Origin of the sequence: Cohnella silvisoli, assembly GCF_021190915.1 — a bacterium.
Lineage (GTDB): Bacteria > Bacillota > Bacilli > Paenibacillales > Paenibacillaceae > Cohnella > Cohnella silvisoli.
Genome location: NZ_JAIOAP010000008.1, coordinates 177,916 through 199,861, shown reverse-complemented (window position 1 = coordinate 199,861; position 21,946 = coordinate 177,916). Strand labels below are relative to the sequence as shown.

The window sequence follows — 21,946 nt, the reverse complement described above, 5'->3', positions numbered from 1 at the left end:
ACACTTTTGAGGAAAAGCTTTTCTTCAAATCCACCACGCTCTTCATTCTTCTACAATCTCACCTTTTCAAAATTTTCAAGTCAAACTCCCTTTATATCGTTTCGATGATATAATTATCTTTCAAACTGACGCTAGATAGCAATTTATCGAAATAATCTTTAAACGTATTCGCTAAAAAAGGTATACCATCGGTTTTTAATTTAAAGAAATTATACCACTCACCCATTAAAACATGATTATTATCCTCTAACCTTTCCTTAAAAACATCAAGATAACTTTTATTGGTATCATTACAGTACTTCAGCAATAATTCCAATTCAATAATTGATAAAATTTGTGGTCTGTATTGAAAAGATTCAACCTTTTCTGAATTGATTTTCTTTAAACTTGGAACAATATTCTTTTCATAGTACCAATCCGTATTGGCTGCAATGATTTGTTTATATGTTATCACTGAAGCAATAATTTTCTTATGCTCACTCTCTCCTATCAAGCTTGCGAAAGTACCGCTATTAATCATTTCTTTAACTGAATATAATTGCTCAAATCCAGTACTGATTTTTCTTGTAGAGTTATCTTGCTTCATTGCATTTTCTGAAGCAATGTGTGCGCTATACTCTACTCCTTTTGACTCTATAAGATATATATAATCTTCAAATACAACCATAAAATCACATATTTTTTCGCTAGTATATTGGCGGAGTTGATTTTCTTTAAAAACTTTTGTTTTAGGAATAAAATTCAGTAACAATTTTTCAATATATCTCTCAAAGTTTTCTCCAAATTCAACTCCAAAGTCACTAGGAAGCTCTTTCTTACAAATATCGAAAATACCCTCCGTAATCTTTCTCAAAAATAATTCCTTATGAACGACAAGGTACTCTATCTCATTCAGTTGAAGTATTGGTTTTTCAACAAATACTCCTTGAAGATAAGTATCATAAAACAATGAATGTGATTGTCCAACTTTCTCTTCAATTTTTTCATGATAGTTTTTAATCTCAGTAGATAATATTGAATTAATTTCGAAAAAAGAATCAATCACGCTATCAGGAACAATTTTCTCGTCCGAATTGAAATAATAAAGCGGAGAAATAGTTTGCTGTTTTTTCTTAGAGATATAAGCGTGAATAGCACTTCCAGTAAGTAGCCATTGATCGAAAGACATTCCGTATCTCTTTACAAAAAACGCTTTGCTTTTGGGGTATTTACCCAGATTGAAAAGCATTATCATGCGACCCAAAGAATTTGAACCATGCCCCCACTGCAAAAAGAATTGTTGTCTAAACATATTAATAAAGAACGGAGTTAAACCATCATCTTTTTCCAAAAAATGCATAGCAACTGGATCAAAATATTGGCGATAATGATTTAGTATCTTTTGAAGTTTCTTTTCACTAAGTTCTTGGCTTCGATTGCTACGATAATAAACACAGTTTGACTGAATTGAGTGTAGCAAAAAATGAGGTGGATACCGCCCAAATTGTTCTCTCTTATTGAAAACATCATTAAGAATATTGGATACGACTACTGCATAGTATTGAGGTTGATAGTTTTTAAGCAATGATTCAAGTATTTCACGGAATCGATCAGCTTTATGTTTTATACTAAAGTCAACCTCCATTGTAATTCCACCATTCTCAAGAGTGAAAGGAGTTTTTCTCTATGGATTGCTATTTATTTTAAGGATTATCAACTCTAATAAAATAAATACCAAAATTTTTGTGATTACAACTATATTAAGCAGCTAATGAAACCTCCACCTAAAAAGTGCTAATTAAAACACGGAAATTAGCACTTGTTTATTATATCAAATCATTCATTAACTGCCGTTCTTCTATCTTCATCTGTCAACTTCCAATGTTGATCGCTACTTAAACCTTTATCCACAATGTATTTACTCACTTTTCTGGCTAAATCAGCTATATTGAAATATTCGACACCGCAATTGTTCTCTTTTCCCGTTATTTTATCTATTATCTGAGCAAATCTCTCAACTACCTCGTTACCTTCTTCTGTGAAAACTTTCCATGCTCCGAAGGGCTTAGAACTTCCTGTCACACCCTCGAAATACTCCCCCTCAAAATTTGGAACTGATAGAAAAGATTTTATCTCTAAGCCCTTTTTTCTACCAAATTCAATCTCATTGTTAATTTTTAAGTTAACTGTCCACATGGAATTAACTATGTATTTACCATCTCTTTTTACTTTAGGACTATCTGCATCATGAAGAATACTATAATTAACCTTGAAATGATTTAGAATTTTGGAGACAGTTACTAAATTAGCTTTCCCCAAACAATTAATTACATGAATACAATCTTTCTCTATTCTTCCAATTTGCATAAGTGATTTAACGACAGTTACTTCTGTTTCACCTTCGACCAACAAATTATTCGTTGAAAAGAAGAACTCATTAAAGTACGGATTGCAATAATTCAACATCTTCAAATTTTCCTTATCATCATCGGTAAAAGTTGCTTCATCTGTTGAGAATGTATGAGTAGCATGTTGGGCATGTTGTTCTTTTTCAATTCTAATTACTGTAGTGTGATCTTTCGTAAGGTCTATAAACACAGGAGAATGACTTGAAACCATTACCTGCCAATCCTCATGTTCTGCAATAGCGTACAAAGATTCCATTGCATTTCTTATTGCACTTGGATGTAAAAATGCCTCTGGCTCTTCCAATAATAATATTTTTTGAGTTCCTGCTCCAATCGACTTCTTCTTCACTTGGTGTCTACCTGTATCTGCAAGCATTTTTAGGGCTGACCAAAGGAATGTTCTTTGTAAACCAGTACCATGATTAGAAAGAGGGGCTAGATGCTGTTCATTACTACCTAAACGTATAAAACTCCCACTACCTATAAGTTTATCTGGTTCAATCTTGCTAGCTTGTGGGTCAATTTGAATTATAGTTGCTTCTGGGAATACTTTCATCATTTCTTCAGAAACCATAGTACATGAACGAGTTAGTTCTTCTGAGATTTCTGTTTGAACGTCCTCCGCTAACTGTCTAATATCATTCAAAAGTTGTTGAACTTTGGAGTTATCCTTCTTAGTATTTTGCTTAATGGCATCTATTAATATTTCAAGAATCTTCTTTTCTAATTCTAAAGGATCATCTAATGGGGATATTTTAAGAGGAGTTGGAATTTTACTTGTTAATATGCTATCAAAACCACCCATTCCACCTTTCTCGAAGAGACCAGTAGCAGGATTATAAGATAACTTTTCACCATTTACATCAGGAGAAGACCATTGATATTGTGCTTTTATACAATTTTTATAACCTAATAATTTGTCATCATGTATCCATTTCTTAGCTAATTCCCCATCGGCAACATCTACAAATATCCCAGCAATTTTAGGTTTATTTTTAATATCTTCATTGTAGAAATCTTTAAGTCTTAATGGCGCTCCTGTTGAAGCAAAAGCTTCATACGCGGATAAAACTGTTGTCTTTCCTACGTTGTTTTTGCCTATAAGTACAATAATATTATCGATTTTTACCCTAACACTTTGTGAACCAATACCACGAAAATTTTCGATAATCAGTTCTGCTAATTTCATTATTTATGCCTCCTAAATTAGTATGCTAGTTCAAAAATTAATCCAAGCTAACTAATCGCATTCTAGCATAAATAATACCACGTAATTTGTCGTATTTGGTTAAATTTTCTTTACAATCTAATAATCCTTTCATCTTATAAAAACTTCACTAAATGAAGAAAGCAAAAAGAACTCTGTTAACTTAAACTGAGTTCTTTTTGCTTTTTCACATTTTTTGTTTTTTCCCAACCTTCTGAAACAAATTTTGTTTAGTAGGTTGGGCGAACAACTCTATGGATTCTATCTATTATTATCTTCTAGCCTTCTTCTTTGATTTTTCGTTCTGATCGAATTTGTTCTGATTATTATGGTGCCTATTCTTTCGCGAAATCCAGTCAACCTTAAAACTTTCAGTATTTTTGATAAAGAAGATTACTACCGAAACTATTATAGTCAATTCGCTCAAATCATTCATATGGATTCTCCTTAAAGAACCCATATAGTACGTTCGCCACTGTTAAAACCATAACAGTTATCCATTGATAACACAAGTAATGTACAACTATCAAGCTACATTTCTAGTTTTCAAATCTCGAATATCTCGTGCAGATGACAAAAAACGCTTATCCAATACTAATCCCTCCAATGGATTAATTTTGAAAAGCGTTGTAGTTAAGTTTGCTTCAACTACGGGTACATACGCTTTTATCTGTCGTATATACCCGTTGCGTTACCTATGAAGTTTTTACCCTCTTGTCCGAGAACCTTATTTGAATTCCGTCAACAGTTTGTCAAAGTCTTCGCGGGACAGCTGCAGATTCTGTTTCGCAAGCCCTTCTTCTTTGAAACCGACGATCATTTCATCGTATGCTTTGCGCTCTTTGTTCTGGTAGATCAAGCCGGTAACCATGCCGTTCGTCTCCATAATCTTGGTCATGGCCGCGATGCGGTTGGAAGGATCATAATCCGGGAATTGCTCCAGGTTTACGATATTTTCCTTGAACCAGTCGTACGTGTTCACCTTGTTGAAAGTCACGCAAGGGCTGAATACGTTGATAAGCGAGAAGCCTTTGTGCTTCAGGCCTTCTTCGATCAGCGTCGTCAATTGCTTCAGATCGCTGGAGAACGACTGGGCTACGAAGGTAGCTCCAGCGGACAATGCGATTTCAAGCGGTGACAATGTGGACTCGATCGAGCCTTCAGGGGTCGATTTCGTCTTGAAGCCTTCCGCGCTGCGCGGGGACGTTTGCCCCTTGGTCAACCCGTAAATCTGGTTGTCCATAACGATGTACGTCATGTCGAGGTTACGGCGAATCGCATGAACCGTATGGCCCATGCCAATCGCAAAGCCGTCTCCGTCGCCGCCGGAAGCGATAACCGTAAGCTCGCGGTTAGCCAGCTTAACGCCCTGAGCGATCGGAAGCGAACGACCGTGAATCCCGTGCAAGCCGTACGCGTTAATGTAACCGGAAATACGGCCCGAACAGCCGATTCCCGAAATGACCGCTAACTGCTCAGGCTCAAGGCCGACGTTAGCCGCCGCACGCTGGATAGCCGCCTGTACGGAAAAGTCGCCGCAGCCCGGACACCAGTTCGGCTTCACATTGTTGCGAAACTCTTTGAATGTTGCCATCTTAGTTCAGCTCCTTACAGGCTTTGTGAATTTCCGAAGGCAGGAACGGGGTTCCATCGTACTTGAGCAGGTTACGAATCTTGTCGTGATATCCGTTGTTCTGCTTGATCAAATTGGCCAATTGACCGGTAGCGTTATTCTCTAGCACGACCACTTTCTTAGCGGCGTCCAGATGCGGCTTAAGCAGCTCGCTAGGGAAAGGATGCATCTGGCGAACCATAACGTGATTCGTCTTAATGCCCTCCGCCGTCAAGCGCGTACGCGCTTCCTCGATCGTTCCGCCCGTTGATCCCATTGCGATAATGAGAAGATCCGGATTCGCGTTCGGAGCATCAGCCTTAATCGCGTTCGTCACGCGGAGCTCGCTGATTTTACCTAAGCGTTTGTCCATCATTTTCTCACGGTTTAGCGCATTCTCGGAAGGTCTGCCCTCTTGATCGTGCTCAACGCCGGTCACGTGGTGAATACCGTTTTTCATGCCGGGAATAACGCGAGGGGAAACGCCGTCTTCCGTCAGCTCGTACCGTTTGAACAAGCGATTTTCTTCGTTAGCCGGCAATTCGCCGTTTAGCAGCTTGCCGCGGTTAATGACGATTTTGTCGTAATCAAGCGCTTCCGCCGTTTGTTTACCGAGCGACAACTGCAAGTCCGTCGCGATGATAACCGGGATTTGATACTGTTCCGCTATATTAAAGCCTTCAATCATATCGTAAAAGCATTCTTCGATCGTACTCGGCGCGACGACCAATTTCGGAATCTCGCCGTGCGTACCGTAGATGAGCGCATTGATGTCGGATTGTTCTTGTTTGGTCGGCAAGCCCGTCGAAGGACCGCCGCGCTGGGTATCAACAATGAGCAGCGGGGTTTCCGTCATCCCGGAAAGACCGATCGCCTCCATCATAAGCGAGAGCCCTGGACCCGCGGATGCCGTCATTGTCCGGACACCGGCGTAGTTTGCGCCAATCGCCATCGTTACCGCGGCAATTTCGTCTTCCGTCTGAACGACCGTTCCGCCGAACTTAGGAAGCTTTTTAATTAAGTACTCCATGATTTCGGATGCAGGCGTAATCGGGTAAGCAGCCATCAGACGACAGCCTGCGGCGACGCATCCAAGCGCCATCGCTTCGTTGCCGATCATGAACAGCTTCTGCTTGCCGTCCGCATCCTCAAGCTTGAACTCGTCAAGAGGACCGCCGGCTTGCTCCAGAACGAACTCCGCGCCGCGGCGAACCGCTTCGATGTTCTTTTCTACGATCGCCGGACCTTTACGTCCGAATTCTTCTTCTACCGCTTTGTTGAACACTTCCATCGGCAATCCGAGCAGTCCCCAGGACGCACCGGAAGCAACCATATTTTTCATGAGGGACGTGCCTAATTCTTCTGCAATCGCCGTGATCGGAACCGCGAACAGCCGCGCTTCGACGCCTTCTGGGATTGTAGGGGCAAATTTCGCGTCAGCCACAACGACTCCGCCCGGCCGAAGCTCTCCTGCATTCAAATCGATGCTCTCCTGGTCAAAAGCAACAAGAATGTCCAGGTCATCCGAAATCGCTCGAATCGGCTTCGTGCTGATGCGGATTTTGTTATTCGTGTGTCCGCCTTTAATCCGCGAGGAAAAGTGCCGGTACCCGTACAGGTAGTAGCCCAGGCGGTTCAGTGCGGTGGAGAAAATACGGTCCGTACTTTCCACGCCTTCCCCTTGCTGGCCGCCAATTTTCCATGACAGTTGACTGATCACAGTGCCCATCTCCTCTTAATCTCCGGTTCGTCACTTTTCGACAGAATAACCCTATAATATTTTTTAATACCCTAATAAATATTATGTTTTAGCTAGGTAAATTGCAAGACATATTGATGTAAGAAACACATAGTTCTTTGATATGGGATCATTGCCGAATTGAGATGAATGTCAGCCCAATCCTTCAATTAGGTAGATTTTTTGTTAAAAAACGGATTGCCGTTTCACCCAAAAATCCTTTCACCAATTGTTCAGGATACCGTCTTAATAAGGCTTCGGCTAAATCCGGGTATTTTCCTGGATGCTCCAGCCCTTGAACATGCCTGGAAATCCCGTCGAAATCCGAACCGAAGGCAATATGTTCCGCCCCGCCAAGCGCACATACATGCTCCACATGACGAAGAACATCATCGATGGTCGCAGGCTCCGGCGCGATAACGAACCACGGGACGAACGTCAGTCCGATAATGCCTTGAGCGGAGATGATAGCCTGAATTTGCGCATCCGTCAGGTTGCGAGGGTGGTCTTTAATAGAGCGGGCATTAGAGTGGGAGGCGAAAAAAGGCCGTCCGGCGCACTCCGCCAAATCCCAGAACCCCCGATCCGACAAATGGGACACATCTATTAGGATGCCCAAAGATTCGCATTCCGTAACAAGCTGCCTGCCGGCTTTCGTGAATCCGGCGCCGCGCGGCTCGAGCGCACCGTCGCATGCCCAGTTGGCATGATTCCAAGTCGGGCCTAGCAGGCGCAATCCTAGACGGTAGAGAAGACGCAACGCCCACATATTTCCTCGCAGCCCTTCGACTCCTTCCAAGGAAAGCAACGCGGCGATTTTCCCTTCCTGCAGCGCAAGTTCGATATCTCCCGCTCTTCGGATCAGCTTCATCCCTTTAACGGTTAATATTTCGCTCCAGAACAGCTCGGCGGCACGGAACAACGATTCCGGATCGCCAGGTATCGTATCAGGCAAAAAGATTGGAAACACCTGCAACTCTATTCCGCCCTGCTGTAATCGATCGGGAGTCACGTCGAACCTTTCGGCTGAATCGGCAGAACCCCATTTGGAACCGGGATGTTCTAACATTTTACAAATCACGTCAGCGTGCAAATCGGCAACCCTCACAGATTTCCCCTCCTGTATCCTTCAGTTATTTACGGAAATGCGCACAAAAAAACCTGCCGCAACGATGAAATCAACTTGTAACGCTTCACGCGTTACTTGCGACTGTCATCTTGGAACAGGTCGACACTTTCAAAAGCATTCTCCTATCGCGGTTCGACGATGAGCTTGATTGCCGTCCGGTCTTCTCCGTCGATCACAATATCCGTAAAAGCCGGGATGCAAATCAAGTCTACCCCGCTTGGAGCTACAAACCCGCGAGCGATGGCAACCGCTTTAACCGCCTGATTGAGCGCGCCAGCGCCGATCGCTTGCAGTTCTGCCGCCCCGCGTTCGCGGAGCACACCTGCCAGTGCGCCTGCAACGGAGTTTGGATTGGACTTTGCGGAAACCTTTAATACTTCCATGACCAGTACCTCCTCTTATGACAACCCGCGTATTTCATCGGTTGCATCGGGAATGAACGCAACGCAGGCGAGACTACGTCGGTTGCATCGGTATGGCAACCGTACGCTGCGCTGGGCACAGCTATGCGGTTGCGTAGGTAACTAAACGGAAAGCAAAGGATGGGCCCACTAAGGCATACTTATTCGGTAACCCGGACGATAATTCCTTCTTTTCCTAAGCCGTTTGGTCATGAAAATGTTCCATCTATTCTAAACACCTCTAAACAGCGATCCAAGAATCCTCATCTACGGAAATGTTTTGAATTTTTACCGCTTTTCCTGTCGATTCGTCGATATCCACGAACACCCCGTTTAACGTCCACTTGCCTTCGGCAACGGTAAACCTGGCAGGCATTCCGGTTATAAACCGACGCAGCACCGTCTCTTTGTCCATCCCGAGAACCCCATCGCGCGGTCCCGTCATTCCCGCATCGGTTAAGTAAGCCGTACCTTCCGGCAAAATGCGGCTATCGTTCGTCTGAACATGCGTATGCGTGCCGACCACGAGCGATGCGTATCCATCTAGATGCCAACCCATAGCGATTTTCTCGCTTGTCGCTTCGGCGTGAAAATCAACGAGCACGCACTTCGTTTGCCGATGAAGCTCCTCGATCTCTTCATCTGCGGTTCGGAAAGGGCAGTCTGCCGGAGGCAAAAACGTACGACCGATCAAGTTCACGACGCCAAGCTCCTTGCCGTTCCCCTTGACGATCATGCTGCCGCGTCCGGGAGTTCCCGGCGGCAGGTTGGCAGGACGAATCAACCGCGGCTCATCATCGATAAACTCAAAAATCTCGCGGTTATCCCATGTATGGTTACCCATCGTAATTCCGTGTACGCCCCATTCGAACAACTCCCGAACGATCGTTGCGGTAATGCCGCGTCCGCCCGCGGCGTTCTCGCCGTTAGCGATAATAATATGGGGATTATATTTGTCCTTAATCCAAGGCAGTAACCGTTTTACGGTATCCCGGCCGATATTTCCGACAATGTCACCGATAAAAACTACTTTCATATTCTCTCACCTTATGCTTTCTGAAGGGTTGAAAAAGGGAAAAGTGGCTGCATTTGCCGCAGCCACTTTTCAGCCTTCCCTGCATTCCGTAAATTATTTGGCGTATTCCACGGCACGGGTTTCACGAATGACCGTAACTTTGATGTGGCCTGGATAATCCAGTTCACCCTCGATCTTCTTCGTAATATCCCGAGCCAGACGGAATGCCTCGGTGTCATCGATTTTCTCTGGCTGCACCATGACGCGAACTTCGCGTCCGGCTTGAATCGCGTACGATTTCTCGACGCCTTCGAACGATTCGGAGATCGCCTCCAGCTTCTCGAGCCGGCGAATGTAAGTCTCCAAAGTTTCGCGGCGTGCGCCCGGTCGTGCGGCGCTGAGCGCGTCGGCGGCGCCGACGAGCATCGCGATAACCGAGGTCGCTTCCACGTCGCCGTGATGGGACGCGATGCTGTTGATGACCACAGGATGTTCCTTGTACTTCTTGCCCAATTCCACGCCGATCTCGACATGCGAGCCTTCCACTTCGTGGTCGAGCGCTTTGCCGATATCGTGCAGCAAGCCGGCGCGTTTAGCAAGCGTGATGTCTTCTCCCAATTCCCCAGCCATCAGGCCGGTTAAATAGGCAACTTCCATCGAATGCTTCAACACGTTCTGGCCGTAGCTCGTCCGGAATTTCAGACGTCCAAGAATTTTGATCAAATCCGGATGCAGGCCGTGCACGCCAACCTCGAAGGTTGCTTGCTCGCCATACTCGCGAATTCTTTCGTCGACTTCCTTGCGTGACTTCTCCACCATTTCCTCGATGCGGGCCGGGTGAATCCTTCCGTCCGCAACCAATTTCTCCAGGGAGGTCCGTGCAATTTCACGGCGAATCGGATCAAAGCCCGATAGAATGACCGCTTCCGGCGTATCGTCGATGATGAGGTCTATCCCCGTCAACGTCTCAAGCGCACGGATGTTCCGGCCTTCACGGCCGATAATGCGGCCTTTCATCTCTTCGTTAGGCAACGTAACGACGGATACCGTCGTCTCCGCCACGTGATCCGCGGCGCAACGTTGAATGGCGAGCGAGATAATGTCTCGCGCTTTCTTGTCGCCTTCTTCTTTGGCTTGCTGTTCGATTTCCTTGATCAGTTGCGCGGTTTCGTGACGCACTTCCTGCTCCACGTTCGACAATATCATCTGTTTGGCATCTTCCGTGGACAAGTTCGAGATGCGTTCCAATTCCTGCATTTGCTGCTTGTGCAGCACTTCAACTTGATCTTGAGTCTCTTCTACACGTTTCTCTTTGTTGGCGACTTGCTCCTCTTTACGTTCCAGCGCTTCGAGTTTGCGATCCAGCGACTCTTCCTTCTGCAATAGCCGTCTCTCTTGGCGTTGAATTTCGTTGCGGCGCTCGCGAATATCGCGTTCCGCTTCGTTGCGGAGCTTGTGCACCTCGTCTTTGGCTTCCAGCACCGTTTCTTTACGAACGGCTTCCGATTCTTTCTTGGCAGATTCAACAATCTGAATGGCAGCCGCTTCGGCACTAGAGATTTTGGCTTCCGCAATGGATTTGCGTGCGACATAACCGATCCCAAAGCTTAGGACGCCAACAACGAGAACGATCAAGATCCAGATCCATGAATCTATCACGGTCTTTCACCTCCTCGTTGCATCACCAAGGCAACCGCTTGGGGACACTTATTCAATTGATTTTCCGGTTTCCAAACCGTTTGATTACATGTGAACAAAGCATAAAGTGTCGAAAAAACATATTCTGGATCGCTTCTTGGAAGGAAAAACGATCAGAATGGGAAGATGTAATACAAAATCATTTTATCTTTTGCTAAATTAGATTGTCAAGCAAGGTTCGTAGGTTACTTTACAACACTTCCTGCTCTTTCCATTAATCATCCAAATATTCGGAATCGAACGGATCGCTCTCGTCGAAATCGGACTCGTATTCCGGTTCCGCAAACTCGGATGCAACTTGCTGGATCGCCGATCTAACCACTCCCGAAGGGTAACCTCTGCGCAAGAGCATCGCCATCAGCTTCTGTTTGCGCTCCCTGTCATTTCCTTTAATATTGGGCCACCTCTTGCGCGCTAGAATGAAGCAGGACTCTTGCTCGATCTGCCCGTCCAGCTCGCCGATCGCTTGCTCCGCGTCTTCCCGCCGCACTCCCCGCTGAAGAAGCTCCTGTTTGATAAGCATCCGACCTTTGCTCTGACCGATCGCACGCTGCTCCGTGAACCGCTTGGCATAGGCGGAGTCATCTAACATCCCGCGTGCTTGCAGACGTTCGAGACACCCCGCCACGACGTCTGGGACATATCCTTTGCGCTTAAGCGCCCTGGACATCTCAGCGGTTGTGCGTGCCTTGCGTTCCAACATCGCAAGCGCAACTCGATAAGCGTCTTCCTTCTGCTCATCTTCCTTGAGTTTTGCGTACTCCTCCGCCGATAACTCTCGGCCTTTCAGCAACCGCCAGCTAACGAGAGTATCCTCATGGACCGTTAACAGCGCTTCGTCTAAACCGCCCATCGATTGCGCTCCGGCAATGAGAGCATCGACCTCATCCGACCAATCACTGGATACCTGTTCCGTTTTCTCTATTTCAAAATCCGTCTGACTCCGAGTCTCTGGCTCCGATTCATCCAATTTCAACTTTAGAGCGACGCGATACATGTAAGGTTGCTTGGGATGTGTCTCTATTGAAATCACGGTCGCTCCGAGGACGGAAAAACCCGAAGCTGCACCTGCGTTATTATTGTTGGTATTTGCGCTGTCATTTCGATCGTTGTACCGACCTGCCTTTCGGCTTCCCCTATTGCCCCCACGACTGGGCTTATACATCCCAGAACCTCCTCCTTCCGCAAAAACAGAAAGAGCGGCAAAATATGCCGCCTTCAGTGTATAAATCTATGAATTCTTATTTAATTACGTTAGTCATAGCTCTTAAGTAAACGGTCAATTAATCGTCTTCGCCAAATTCGCTGTCGTCGTCATCGCTTGCAGCGAATGCGCCGGTTTTCGGTGCCGACAACGAAGAGCTGAGAAGAGCTTCGCGGATTTGCATCTCGATCTTCTCGGAAACTTCCGGGTTGTCCTTCAAATATTGCTTCGCGTTCTCGCGACCTTGACCAAGCCGTTCGCTATTGTATGAGAACCAAGCGCCGCTCTTCTGGATAATATCCTGCTCTGCGCCGATGTCGACGATGCTTCCGACTTTGGAGATGCCTTCGCCGTACATAATATCAACATCAGCTTGCTTGAACGGAGGAGCTACCTTGTTCTTAACGACTTTAATCTTGGTCCGGTTGCCGACTACGTCGTTGCCTTGTTTAATCGCTTCAACGCGACGAACATCGAGCCGTACACTGGCATAAAATTTCAAAGCGCGTCCGCCCGGGGTCGTCTCCGGATTGCCGAACATGACGCCGATCTTCTCACGAAGTTGGTTAATGAAGATCGCAAGACACTTCGACTTGCTGACCGCTCCGGACAGCTTGCGCATCGCCTGAGACATCAGACGGGCTTGCAAGCCGACGAAGGAATCTCCCATGTCGCCTTCGATCTCCGCTTTAGGCACAAGCGCAGCAACGGAGTCAATGACGATAATATCGACTGCGCCGCTGCGCACGAGCGCTTCGGCAATTTCCAAAGCTTGCTCGCCCGTATCCGGTTGGGAGAGAAGAAGCTCGTCGATGTTAACGCCGAGATTTCTCGCATAGACCGGATCAAGTGCATGCTCCGCATCAATGAATGCTGCCGTTCCGCCCGCGCGTTGAACTTCCGCGATGGCGTGAAGGGAAACAGTTGTTTTACCGGATGATTCCGGTCCGTATACTTCTATGATCCGCCCGCGCGGATATCCGCCTATGCCGAGCGCAATGTCCAACGCTAGAACGCCACTGGAAACCGTCTCAACCGCAAGATGCGCGTTTTCCCCTAACTTCATTACCGAGCCTTTACCGAACTGCTTTTCAATCTGGCGCAAAGCCATGTCTAATGCGGCGCGACGATCCGACAACACACCCACATCCTTATCCTTTGATAGTTTTATCATACCGTGTTTTCAATCATTTGCCAAGCTTTTTGAGAACATTTGTTCGATTTTTTTACGAAAAAAGAACCGCAGCAAAGTAATCTTCGCTACGGTTCTTCCGCAACTTTCTAGTAGACTTTAACATAACTCCGATGAATTGACAAGTATCGACAATTTTATCCGTGTGATAATGGTTAGAGAGCCTTTCGGAGAACAGCCACCGCGGCCCGTCCCTTCAGCACGCGAGTCCGCTCAACCATTGCCCTGTCCGGCCAAAGTCTGCCATAGCATATACAACGCACGCTTAGCGGAGCGAAGCCGGATGCCTTCGCGGTCGCCGGCAAGCTGCAGCTTCTCCACGCGCGTCTCCCGTCCCCGTTCGGCTAAGCCAATATAAACGAGGCCAACCGGCTTGCCTTCAGCCGCGGCGGGACCGGCATTGCCCGTAATCGACACCGCGAAATCCGAATCGGCAGCCAGCCGCATGCCTTTCGCCATAGCAGCGGCCGTCTCCGAACTGATCGCGCCTGGAGCGTCCGGCCCTTCTAGCAGTTCGGCGGAAACGCCTAGCTGCTGTATTTTCATCTGATTGCTATAGCTGACGACTCCGCCCAGAAAAACGACCGCGCTGCCCGGGATCGTCGTTATGAGCTCCGACACCATGCCCCCCGTGCAGCTTTCCGCCAACGTCAAAGTCCTTCCCTGTTCAGTCAGCATCCGCACGATCACGGCTTCAATAGGCACGTCTTCCTCCGCATATAAATGAGCCAACGTGCGCCGACGGATTTCCGTCACTGTCCCATCAAGCTTGCGTGAAGCTTCTTCCGCATCCGCGGCTTTCGTAGACACGCGAACGGCTACTTCCCCTTCTTTCGCATAGGGGGCAATCGTCGGATCCTGCTGCTCGCGAATGAGATCGATCAATACGTCCTCAAGCCCCGATTCTCCGATTCCAGCGAATTTGAGCATAACGGAATGCAGCGTCATCACTGGACCGAGCTGTTCCTTCAACCATGTCGCTCCGTCATTGTCAAACATCGGCTTCATCTCGCGAGGCGGACCTGGGAGCAGCAAATAACACGTCCCATCCGACTTCAAAGCGTTTCCGACCGCCAAACCCGTATCATTCCGAAGCGGCGCAGCCCCTTCCACCAATAAAGCTTGGCGGCGGTTGCTTTCCACGAAAGTGCCGCCTCGACCCGCGAACATGCTTATGATTTTGTTCATCGTAGGCTCATGCAGTTCAATTCCGCGACCCAAATATTGTGCAAGCGCGTCCCGCGTCAGATCATCTAGCGTTGGGCCAAGCCCGCCCGTAAACACGAGCAAATCCGCTCTTCCCCGTGCGATATCGATCGCTTGCATCAATCTTTCCTTGTTATCGCCCACCACAGTCTGATAATAAACATCAATGCCCAGCTCTGCCAAACCTCTCGACAGATACTGGGCGTTCGTGTTTACGATTTGACCGAGGAGCAATTCCGTGCCGACAGCGATGATTTCTGCTCTCATGACGCACCTCGTTATATCCGGCTAATTCCGGTGCTTAGTCGGAAACCGGGATCAAGTTTTTGTTTTTCACGAAATAATCGACGCCCGAGTAGACAGTAATGAGTACCGACGCCCATACGACGATCAGATCGATGCGCAAATCTAGGAAGTTAAAGGGGAAGTTGTTTAACAACAGTACGATAATCATCGTAATTTGCACCGCTGTTTTCCATTTGCCCCATTTGCTTGCTGCGAGTACGGCACCTTCCAATAACGCAACTTGCCTGAGTCCGGTTACCGCCCACTCCCGGCTAATAATGATGATTGCCACCCAAGCACCCAGCTTCTCCATCTCGACCAATGCGATAAGCACTGCCGCCATGAGAAGTTTGTCAGCCAACGGATCAAGCAATTTCCCTAAATTGGTGACGATTTTGCGTTTGCGCGCAATATAACCATCCAAGCCGTCGGTGCTTGCCGCGATGATGAACAATAAGAGAGCAAACACCTGATTATAGGAAATCGAATAACTGCCAATGGTGAGCGGCTCAACATCCAATTTGATCAGCAGGAAAATGGTCACGACCGGCACAAGAAATATTCTTACGAGCGTGATCCGATTGGCAAGGTTCACGCAATTCCCTCCCCTGACAAATCATACTCGTAAGCATGGGTAATTCTAACCTTGCCCATTTCGCCGATTTGCACCGGACAATTGGAAATATAAACTTCCCCATCCACTTCAGGGGCATCATATTGGCTTCTTCCGATGAAAACATCGCTGCGTCCATCGTAACGCTCAACGAGCACGTCGATGGTGCGGCCGACGTATTTAGCGGAATTGCCCGTCGCAACCTCGCGCTGAATTTCCATCAGCGTATTCTGACGGAATTGCTTCACCTCGTCCGGCAACTGATTCGGCAAGCGATGCGCGGGCGTATCCTCCTCTTGGGAGTAAGCAAACACGCCTAGCCGGTCGAATTTCATCTCGCGAACGAATTCGCACAGCTTCTCGAAATCCTCATCCGTTTCGCCCGGGAATCCGACGATCATGGATGTGCGAAGCGCCACTTCCGGAATGCGCGAACGAATTTTGCCAACCAGCTCGCGAACGTCGCGTTGACGTCCTGGCCGACGCATTCTTTTTAAGATGGAATCCTCGCTATGCTGTAGAGGCATATCGATATAGTTGCAAATCTTAGGGTTGCTCGCGATCGTATCGATCAATTCATCGGTGAAGAAACCCGGATAAGCATAATGCAGTCTTACCCAAGCAATCCCGGGAACCTCGCTAACGCGATTAAGCAACTCAGGCAGCTTAAAACCTTCATATAAATCGGTTCCATAGTTCGTTGAGTCCTGAGCGATCAAGCTGATTTCCCTGACGCCTTGATCGGCAAGCATCTGCACCTCAGCCAGAATAGACTCGATCGAACGGCTGCGGAACTGCCCCCGCATGATCGGAATGCTGCAGAACGTGCAAGCATTGTCGCAGCCCTCGGCGATCTTCACGTAAGCCGTGTGACGAGGGGTACTGAGCAGCCTTGGCAAATTTTCTTCGTAATTAAACACGGGGTTGCCCACGTAGACCGGCTTGCGTCCGCGAAGCGCCTCGTCGATAATTTCATTGATCCGATGGAAATCCCCCGTGCCAACGATCCCGTCAATTTCGGGCATCTCTTCCATGAGCTCTTTCTTATATCGCTGGGTTAGACAGCCCGAAACGATAAGCGCCTTCAAACGAGCCGTTTCCTTCAATTCAGCTAGATTAAGAATCGTATTCACCGACTCTTCCTTCGCCGCATCGATAAACCCGCACGTATTAACAATAATGACCGTCGCGTCTTCCGGCTTCTCTACCAGCGAGAATCCCCGCTTGTGAATGAGCCCCGACATAATCTCGGAGTCGACTAGATTTTTCTCGCAGCCGAGCGTGACGACGCTGACTTTCTCAATCATGGATGACTTCCCCCAAACGTTCGTCCGTTCTTATCACACAACAGTATAAACGAACCCCTCGGACGTGTCAAAATCGCTTACATCTCACCGATAGTTGATAAATTGCAGTTCCAGCGGCAAACCCGCTCCTCTTAACAGAGCCATAACGGCTTGCAGGTCGTCCTTGCTTTTACCGGTAATCCGCAGTTGGTCGCCCTGAATCTGGCTTTTCACCTTGATTTTCGAATCCCGGATCAGGACGTTCATTTTCTTCGAGTTTTCTTGGTCGATACCCTGCTTCATCTTGATGTTCTGGCGCACGGTCCCTCCCGAGGCGGGCTCGATCTTGCCATAATCCATATTAAGGATAGGAACGCCGCGTTTAATCAGCTTAGTCTGCAAAATGTCCACGACGCTTTTGAGCTTATAATCGCTATCCGAAGCGACGACAAGCTGCTCGTCCTCCAGCGTAATGTTGCTCTTGCTGCCCTTAAAATCGAAGCGCGTTTCGATTTCCTTCAGAGCTTGCTGAACCGCGTTATTCACTTCCTGCATGTCGACTTTGGACACGACGTCAAACGAATATTCCGATGCCATTACAAACCGCTTCCTTTCGTTTTATACCCTATTTTCCCATTATTATAGCATGAGTGACGTCCTCGTTAAAAACAAAAAAGCCCTCCTTGGAGGGCCTATCATGGAATTGTCCTTATTGTACGGTTCCGGCTGCCGGAGTGAACATGTATCTCGTCGTTCCCGGTTTATTGCCATCATCGAAGGTAACATCGTCTACGTAAAACGTCACGTGGTCCGTACGACCGACACTAACGTAAAGCGGTGTTGTCATATCAAACGTCAAAGGTTGGGCTTCCCTCACGCTTTTGTAAAATAGCTTCTTCCCTTTTTTTCCATCCGCTCGAACTTCAATCCAGCTTTCTCCCGTTATCTCCAGCTTAAGCTTATGTCCGGTTCCTGGAGTTACTTCGTAATAATTAACGTTGTTTCGCGTTTCCTTAAGCGTAAGCGTCACCGCATTGGACGCTGGAGGCGGTGGAGTTACACTTTCAGATGGTGTCGTGCTTGGCGATACGGTTTCCGATGCGCTCGGCGAAGCGGTTTGGGTCGTAATAGGCGGGTTAGTATTAAGCTCCTGAGTTCCCGGGCCTTTATTGTTGGACAAATAAATATAAACGACGACAACGATCAAAATAGGAAAAGCCCACATCAACAAAGATACGGCTACTTTACCCCAGCGGTCGTTATGCTGCACGCTTCGTCTTCCGGCTTTAATCCGAGGTTCTGTCCTAACTGTTTCCGCAGCGGGCGGTTGGGGCAGTTCCTTATGGTATAAACGCAGCACCTCTTCAGCATCCAATCCGACGCTTTCGGCATACGTTTTCACGAAGGCCCGCACATAGAAAGAGCCCGGCAACACTTTGTAATCGCCCGTCTCGATCGCTTCCAAATATCTTTTGCGTATTTTGGTGTATTCTTGAATGTCGTCTAGTGTGTAACCGCGCTGCTCTCGAGCTTTGCGAAGCAGGGCGCCCAAATCGGACATGCCTTTCACCTCCGGATATTCATGGTGTTGGCGTATGTAAGGTTAGAAATCGTCGTTTAATCCTGCCGTCGTAAAAGTTTCGTACGTAATTTCTTCGTCAGGCGAATTGCGCAATTCTACGATACAATCGAATATGTCGTAATCGAATTGGGATTCCCGCACGAAAATATCGGGATGCTCGATCACTTTGGTTGAAGGCATAGCCATAATTTCCTGTATTAATGCGTAATGTTTCTCGTTCGAACGAATAGTGCTGACGATGCCATCGATAATAAATACGTTGTTCGGGTTCATTTCTTCTTCGGACAGCTGGCTTCTTACGGTTTGGCGAAGCAAAGTAGAGGAGACGAACGCCCAGCGCTTGTTCGAGCAAACGCTTCCCGCGATAATCGATTCCGTCTTCCCAACCCGCGGCATTCCCCGCAATCCGATCGTTTGGTTTCCTTCCCGTTTGAACAATTCGCCCAGAAAGTCGACCAATAACCCTAATTCGTCGCGCGTGAACCGAAACGTCTTCTTGTCATCGGAATCCCGCTCAATATAACGCCCGTGCCGAACCGCCAATATATCGGTTAATCGAGGCGGACGCAATGTATTAATCGTAATATTCTCGACTTTTCGCAGCATCTTGCCGAGCAACTCGATTTTCTCTTCATCATCGGTTTGCAGCAGCATCCCGCGGGTTCTATCTTCGACGCCGTTAATCGTTAAAATATTCACTTCCAGCATCCCAAGCAATGAAGCGATATCGCCTAACAGCCCGGGGCGATTTTTGTGAATTTTATACTCCATGTACCATTGTTTGGGTTCCATCCTGCACCTCATTCAAATTACGGAAAATAATGCCAATAATCGTATTTACCCGCCATTTGAACGGGTGAAGCCGCCGTTTTATTTCAGCTTTCTCTTTTATTCTACAACGCTCGTCATTATCCTGCAAAATAAAAGCGATTATTACTTCGAAAGGCCTACAAATTAATCCGGGAACGTAAACGGTTTACAATAGTTGAACAGAAAGCCTCCCTGCGGAGGCTTCCTTTGTTGCGGGTTATTAGGTTTCGTTACCCGCCAATTTAACCATCAGGCGCGCCATTGTCTTGCGTTCGGACTCATCGCCCACATCCCATAATTCCTTGAGCACACGTTCTTCGTCGTTTTTCGGATCGACCTTCTGATCCAGAAATTCACCGATTTCGTATGCGAGCTTCGAGATGGCTTCTTCATTGATGCCTAGTTTTTTGGCCGCCTCTACGCGATCGCCTAAAAACTTCTTCCAAGTATCGTAATTGCTAAGAACGGTTGACATTGAGCAGCCTCCTAACGATGGTTGGGGATAAAAGCTCAACGCTAATATGTCCGTAAAAGTCCGTATGTATACGAGCCGATCGTTATCAAAGCCATTACATATGCCAACCGCCGTTTAATCCGATAATTTGTCCCGTCATGTAACTGCCGCCGTCCGACACGAGAAAACGAACCAACCCGGCGACTTCCTCCGCTTGTCCTAATCTGCCTGCTGGAATTTCCTTGAGCAACGCTTCTCGCTCCTCAGCTCCAAGTGATGCGAGCATATCGGTATCTATCGCTCCCGGAGCTACCGCGTTAACCGTTATGCCCGAGGAAGCCAATTCCTTAGCCATCGATTTGGCGAAAGCGTTGAGACCTCCTTTGGAAGCGGCGTACGCGGCTTCCCCGGATGACCCGGTCACCCCCCATACGCTGCTAATGTGAACGAAACGCCCCCACCTTTGCCATCTCATAGAGGGGGCGAACCATTGGGTTAAATAATAAGCGCCTTTAAGATTTACGTTCATCAGGTCATCCCAGATTTGCTCTTCCGTATCCTCAAGCAAGCCGTAATGCGTAATACCCGCGCAATGGACAACAATGTTCGGAAACCATTCGAGTTGTTCTAACTGGAGCTTCAGGTTTAAGCCGGATGACTTGGAGCGAAGATCCGTCCGCACCGTAATCGCTCTGACCCCGAAGCTCCTGCATTCGCTCGCAACGGCTTCCGCCGCATCCTCGGCGGAGTAATACTGGATAGCGACATCGGCGCCGTCCGATGCCAATTGCCGGGCTACCGCGGCTCCGATTCCGCGAGAACCGCCCGTCACAAGCGCGACGCGCTTCATGCCGAACCGCTTCGCACGATGGAAACCGCCCGCCGCTCCGGGTTGGCATGCTCCTTGATCCGTTGATTGATCTCATCGAGCGTCAAACTCTCGTACATTTCCACGAGTTCGAACAGGTCTCCGCCTTTGTGGCGAAAACGGGTAAATTCACTCGCGATCGATTCAGGGCTGTTCATCATGCGGAGAAAAGCCCCGATTTTCTTGCGGCGCGTCCGCTCGAAAATATCGCTGGAAATCCCGTTCTTCGCCGCTGCATACAACGCCTCGCTAACTTTGGCGACCAGTTCATCGGGATCCCTCGTCTCTCCGCCAATCATGGAGAACGAATAACCCGGGCCGGTATTGTATTCGTGACCGAACCCATCGGAGATCAGGTTGTCATCGTACAGTTGCTGGTACAGCGTCGAGCTTGCTCCTAACAGCGCCTCCAGCATAAGCTTGCTGGCCAGCTCGCGGCGAACCGCGTCCTTAGCCTCGCCCGGCTCCTCCTTGAACCCGAACAAACATTTCGGCAAAGAAACGGGAAGTTGCAGCTCTCTTTTCGGTTCCTTAACCTGTATGGGTTCATTTTCGAATAAACGTTTGATTTCCCCTCCGGGCGGGAACGATTTACTCGCTTGATCCCGTTTAACCCGCTCCATCGTTTCCTGAGGATCAACGCCCCCGACGACGAACAAGGTCATATTCGAAGGATGGTAAAATGTTCTGTAGCAATCGTAAAGCATTTCTTTAGTAATGGATCGCACGGAGTCGGCGGTACCCGCGATATCGATATGCACCGGATGCTTCTGGTACAACGCCTCGATTAATCCGAAATAGACGCGCCAATCCGGATTGTCGCGGTACATATCGATTTCTTGCACGATGATGCCCTTCTCCTTATCCACGTTCTCGTCCGTGAAATAAGGATTTTGCACGAAATGGAGCAAAGTATCCAGATTCGCCTCAACCTCGTGGGTAGCCGTGAACAAATAAACGGTTCTATCGAAGCTCGTATAAGCATTCGCGGAAGCGCCCTGGGAGGCGAATTGGGAGAAAATATCCCCCTCGGGCTCCTCGAACATTTTGTGCTCCAGAAAATGCGCGATGCCGTCCGGAACTTTGATCTCGTTGCCGCCGGGAGGAATGAAGTGGTTGTCAATCGAACCGTAACGCGTCGTGAACGTCGCATAAGTTTTGGTGAAACCGGGTTTGGGGAGAATGAATACCTCTAAACCGTTCTCTAGCTTCTCGTGCCAAAGCGTCTCTTGGAGCTTAGGGTAAGGTGTAGATGCCAT

General features: G+C 47.8%; 19 protein-coding genes. All 19 read right to left on the bottom strand.

The features are described 5' to 3' along the window. Positions 1 to 91: 91 nt before the first annotated feature. Entirely contained in the window at positions 92 to 1,624 is a 1,533-nt protein-coding gene (locus tag K7P76_RS16630; RefSeq protein ID WP_232186427.1) for a hypothetical protein, read from the bottom strand. 191 nt (positions 1,625 to 1,815) lie between these two features. Then, entirely contained in the window at positions 1,816 to 3,576 is a 1,761-nt protein-coding gene (locus tag K7P76_RS16625; protein ID WP_232186426.1) for an ATP-dependent nuclease, read from the bottom strand. 745 nt (positions 3,577 to 4,321) lie between these two features. Then, positions 4,322 to 5,188, bottom strand: coding sequence for a 2-oxoacid:ferredoxin oxidoreductase subunit beta (locus K7P76_RS16620; RefSeq protein WP_232186425.1), 867 nt, complete (start codon positions 5,186 to 5,188; stop codon positions 4,322 to 4,324). A 1-nt stretch (position 5,189) separates the two neighbouring features. Next, positions 5,190 to 6,926, bottom strand: coding sequence for a 2-oxoacid:acceptor oxidoreductase subunit alpha (locus tag K7P76_RS16615; protein ID WP_232186424.1), 1,737 nt, complete (start codon positions 6,924 to 6,926; stop codon positions 5,190 to 5,192). A gap of 184 nt (positions 6,927 to 7,110) precedes the next feature. Next, positions 7,111 to 8,052, bottom strand: coding sequence for a dipeptidase (locus tag K7P76_RS16610; protein ID WP_232186423.1), 942 nt, complete (start codon positions 8,050 to 8,052; stop codon positions 7,111 to 7,113). A gap of 143 nt (positions 8,053 to 8,195) precedes the next feature. After that, positions 8,196 to 8,456: a stage V sporulation protein SpoVS gene (gene spoVS / locus K7P76_RS16605; protein WP_027084382.1), complete on the bottom strand. Its 261-nt coding sequence runs from the start codon at positions 8,454 to 8,456 to the stop codon at positions 8,196 to 8,198. A 259-nt stretch (positions 8,457 to 8,715) separates the two neighbouring features. Next, positions 8,716 to 9,510, bottom strand: a complete 795-nt coding sequence (locus K7P76_RS16600) for a TIGR00282 family metallophosphoesterase (RefSeq protein WP_232186422.1) — start codon at positions 9,508 to 9,510, stop codon at positions 8,716 to 8,718. A 93-nt stretch (positions 9,511 to 9,603) separates the two neighbouring features. Further along, positions 9,604 to 11,145 carry a ribonuclease Y gene (rny, locus tag K7P76_RS16595; protein ID WP_232186536.1) on the bottom strand — a complete coding sequence of 514 codons (1,542 nt, stop codon included), beginning with the start codon at positions 11,143 to 11,145 and terminating at the stop codon, positions 9,604 to 9,606. A gap of 256 nt (positions 11,146 to 11,401) precedes the next feature. After that, the gene (locus K7P76_RS16590; RefSeq protein WP_232186421.1) at positions 11,402 to 12,352 is read right to left on the bottom strand and encodes a regulatory protein RecX; all 951 of its coding nucleotides are present in this window, start codon (positions 12,350 to 12,352) and stop codon (positions 11,402 to 11,404) included. Between the two features lie 118 nt (positions 12,353 to 12,470). Further along, positions 12,471 to 13,529, bottom strand: a complete 1,059-nt coding sequence (recA, locus tag K7P76_RS16585) for a recombinase RecA (protein WP_304518408.1) — start codon at positions 13,527 to 13,529, stop codon at positions 12,471 to 12,473. A gap of 267 nt (positions 13,530 to 13,796) precedes the next feature. After that, positions 13,797 to 15,056, bottom strand: a complete 1,260-nt coding sequence (locus K7P76_RS16580; RefSeq protein WP_232186419.1) for a competence/damage-inducible protein A — start codon at positions 15,054 to 15,056, stop codon at positions 13,797 to 13,799. A gap of 34 nt (positions 15,057 to 15,090) precedes the next feature. Then, complete coding sequence (gene pgsA, locus K7P76_RS16575) at positions 15,091 to 15,669, bottom strand: CDP-diacylglycerol--glycerol-3-phosphate 3-phosphatidyltransferase (RefSeq protein WP_232186418.1); 579 nt, start codon at positions 15,667 to 15,669, stop codon at positions 15,091 to 15,093. Further along, positions 15,666 to 16,994 (bottom strand): 30S ribosomal protein S12 methylthiotransferase RimO, encoded by a 1,329-nt coding sequence (gene rimO, locus K7P76_RS16570; RefSeq protein ID WP_232186417.1) that lies wholly within the window; start codon positions 16,992 to 16,994, stop codon positions 15,666 to 15,668. Before rimO ends, pgsA begins: the two co-directional genes overlap by 4 nt. 84 nt (positions 16,995 to 17,078) lie before the next feature. Further along, positions 17,079 to 17,570, bottom strand: coding sequence for a YajQ family cyclic di-GMP-binding protein (locus K7P76_RS16565; RefSeq protein WP_232186416.1), 492 nt, complete (start codon positions 17,568 to 17,570; stop codon positions 17,079 to 17,081). A 112-nt stretch (positions 17,571 to 17,682) separates the two neighbouring features. Then, positions 17,683 to 18,534 carry a helix-turn-helix domain-containing protein gene (locus tag K7P76_RS16560; RefSeq protein ID WP_232186415.1) on the bottom strand — a complete coding sequence of 284 codons (852 nt, stop codon included), beginning with the start codon at positions 18,532 to 18,534 and terminating at the stop codon, positions 17,683 to 17,685. Between the two features lie 42 nt (positions 18,535 to 18,576). Continuing rightward, positions 18,577 to 19,347, bottom strand: coding sequence for a DUF3388 domain-containing protein (locus K7P76_RS16555; protein WP_232186414.1), 771 nt, complete (start codon positions 19,345 to 19,347; stop codon positions 18,577 to 18,579). A 238-nt stretch (positions 19,348 to 19,585) separates the two neighbouring features. After that, entirely contained in the window at positions 19,586 to 19,840 is a 255-nt protein-coding gene (locus K7P76_RS16550; protein WP_232186413.1) for a DUF3243 domain-containing protein, read from the bottom strand. A 94-nt stretch (positions 19,841 to 19,934) separates the two neighbouring features. After that, the gene (gene ymfI / locus K7P76_RS16545; protein ID WP_232186412.1) at positions 19,935 to 20,669 is read right to left on the bottom strand and encodes an elongation factor P 5-aminopentanone reductase; all 735 of its coding nucleotides are present in this window, start codon (positions 20,667 to 20,669) and stop codon (positions 19,935 to 19,937) included. Next, the gene (yfmH, locus tag K7P76_RS16540; RefSeq protein ID WP_232186411.1) at positions 20,666 to 21,946 is read right to left on the bottom strand and encodes an EF-P 5-aminopentanol modification-associated protein YfmH; all 1,281 of its coding nucleotides are present in this window, start codon (positions 21,944 to 21,946) and stop codon (positions 20,666 to 20,668) included. The genes ymfI and yfmH overlap by 4 nt, the downstream gene beginning before the upstream one ends.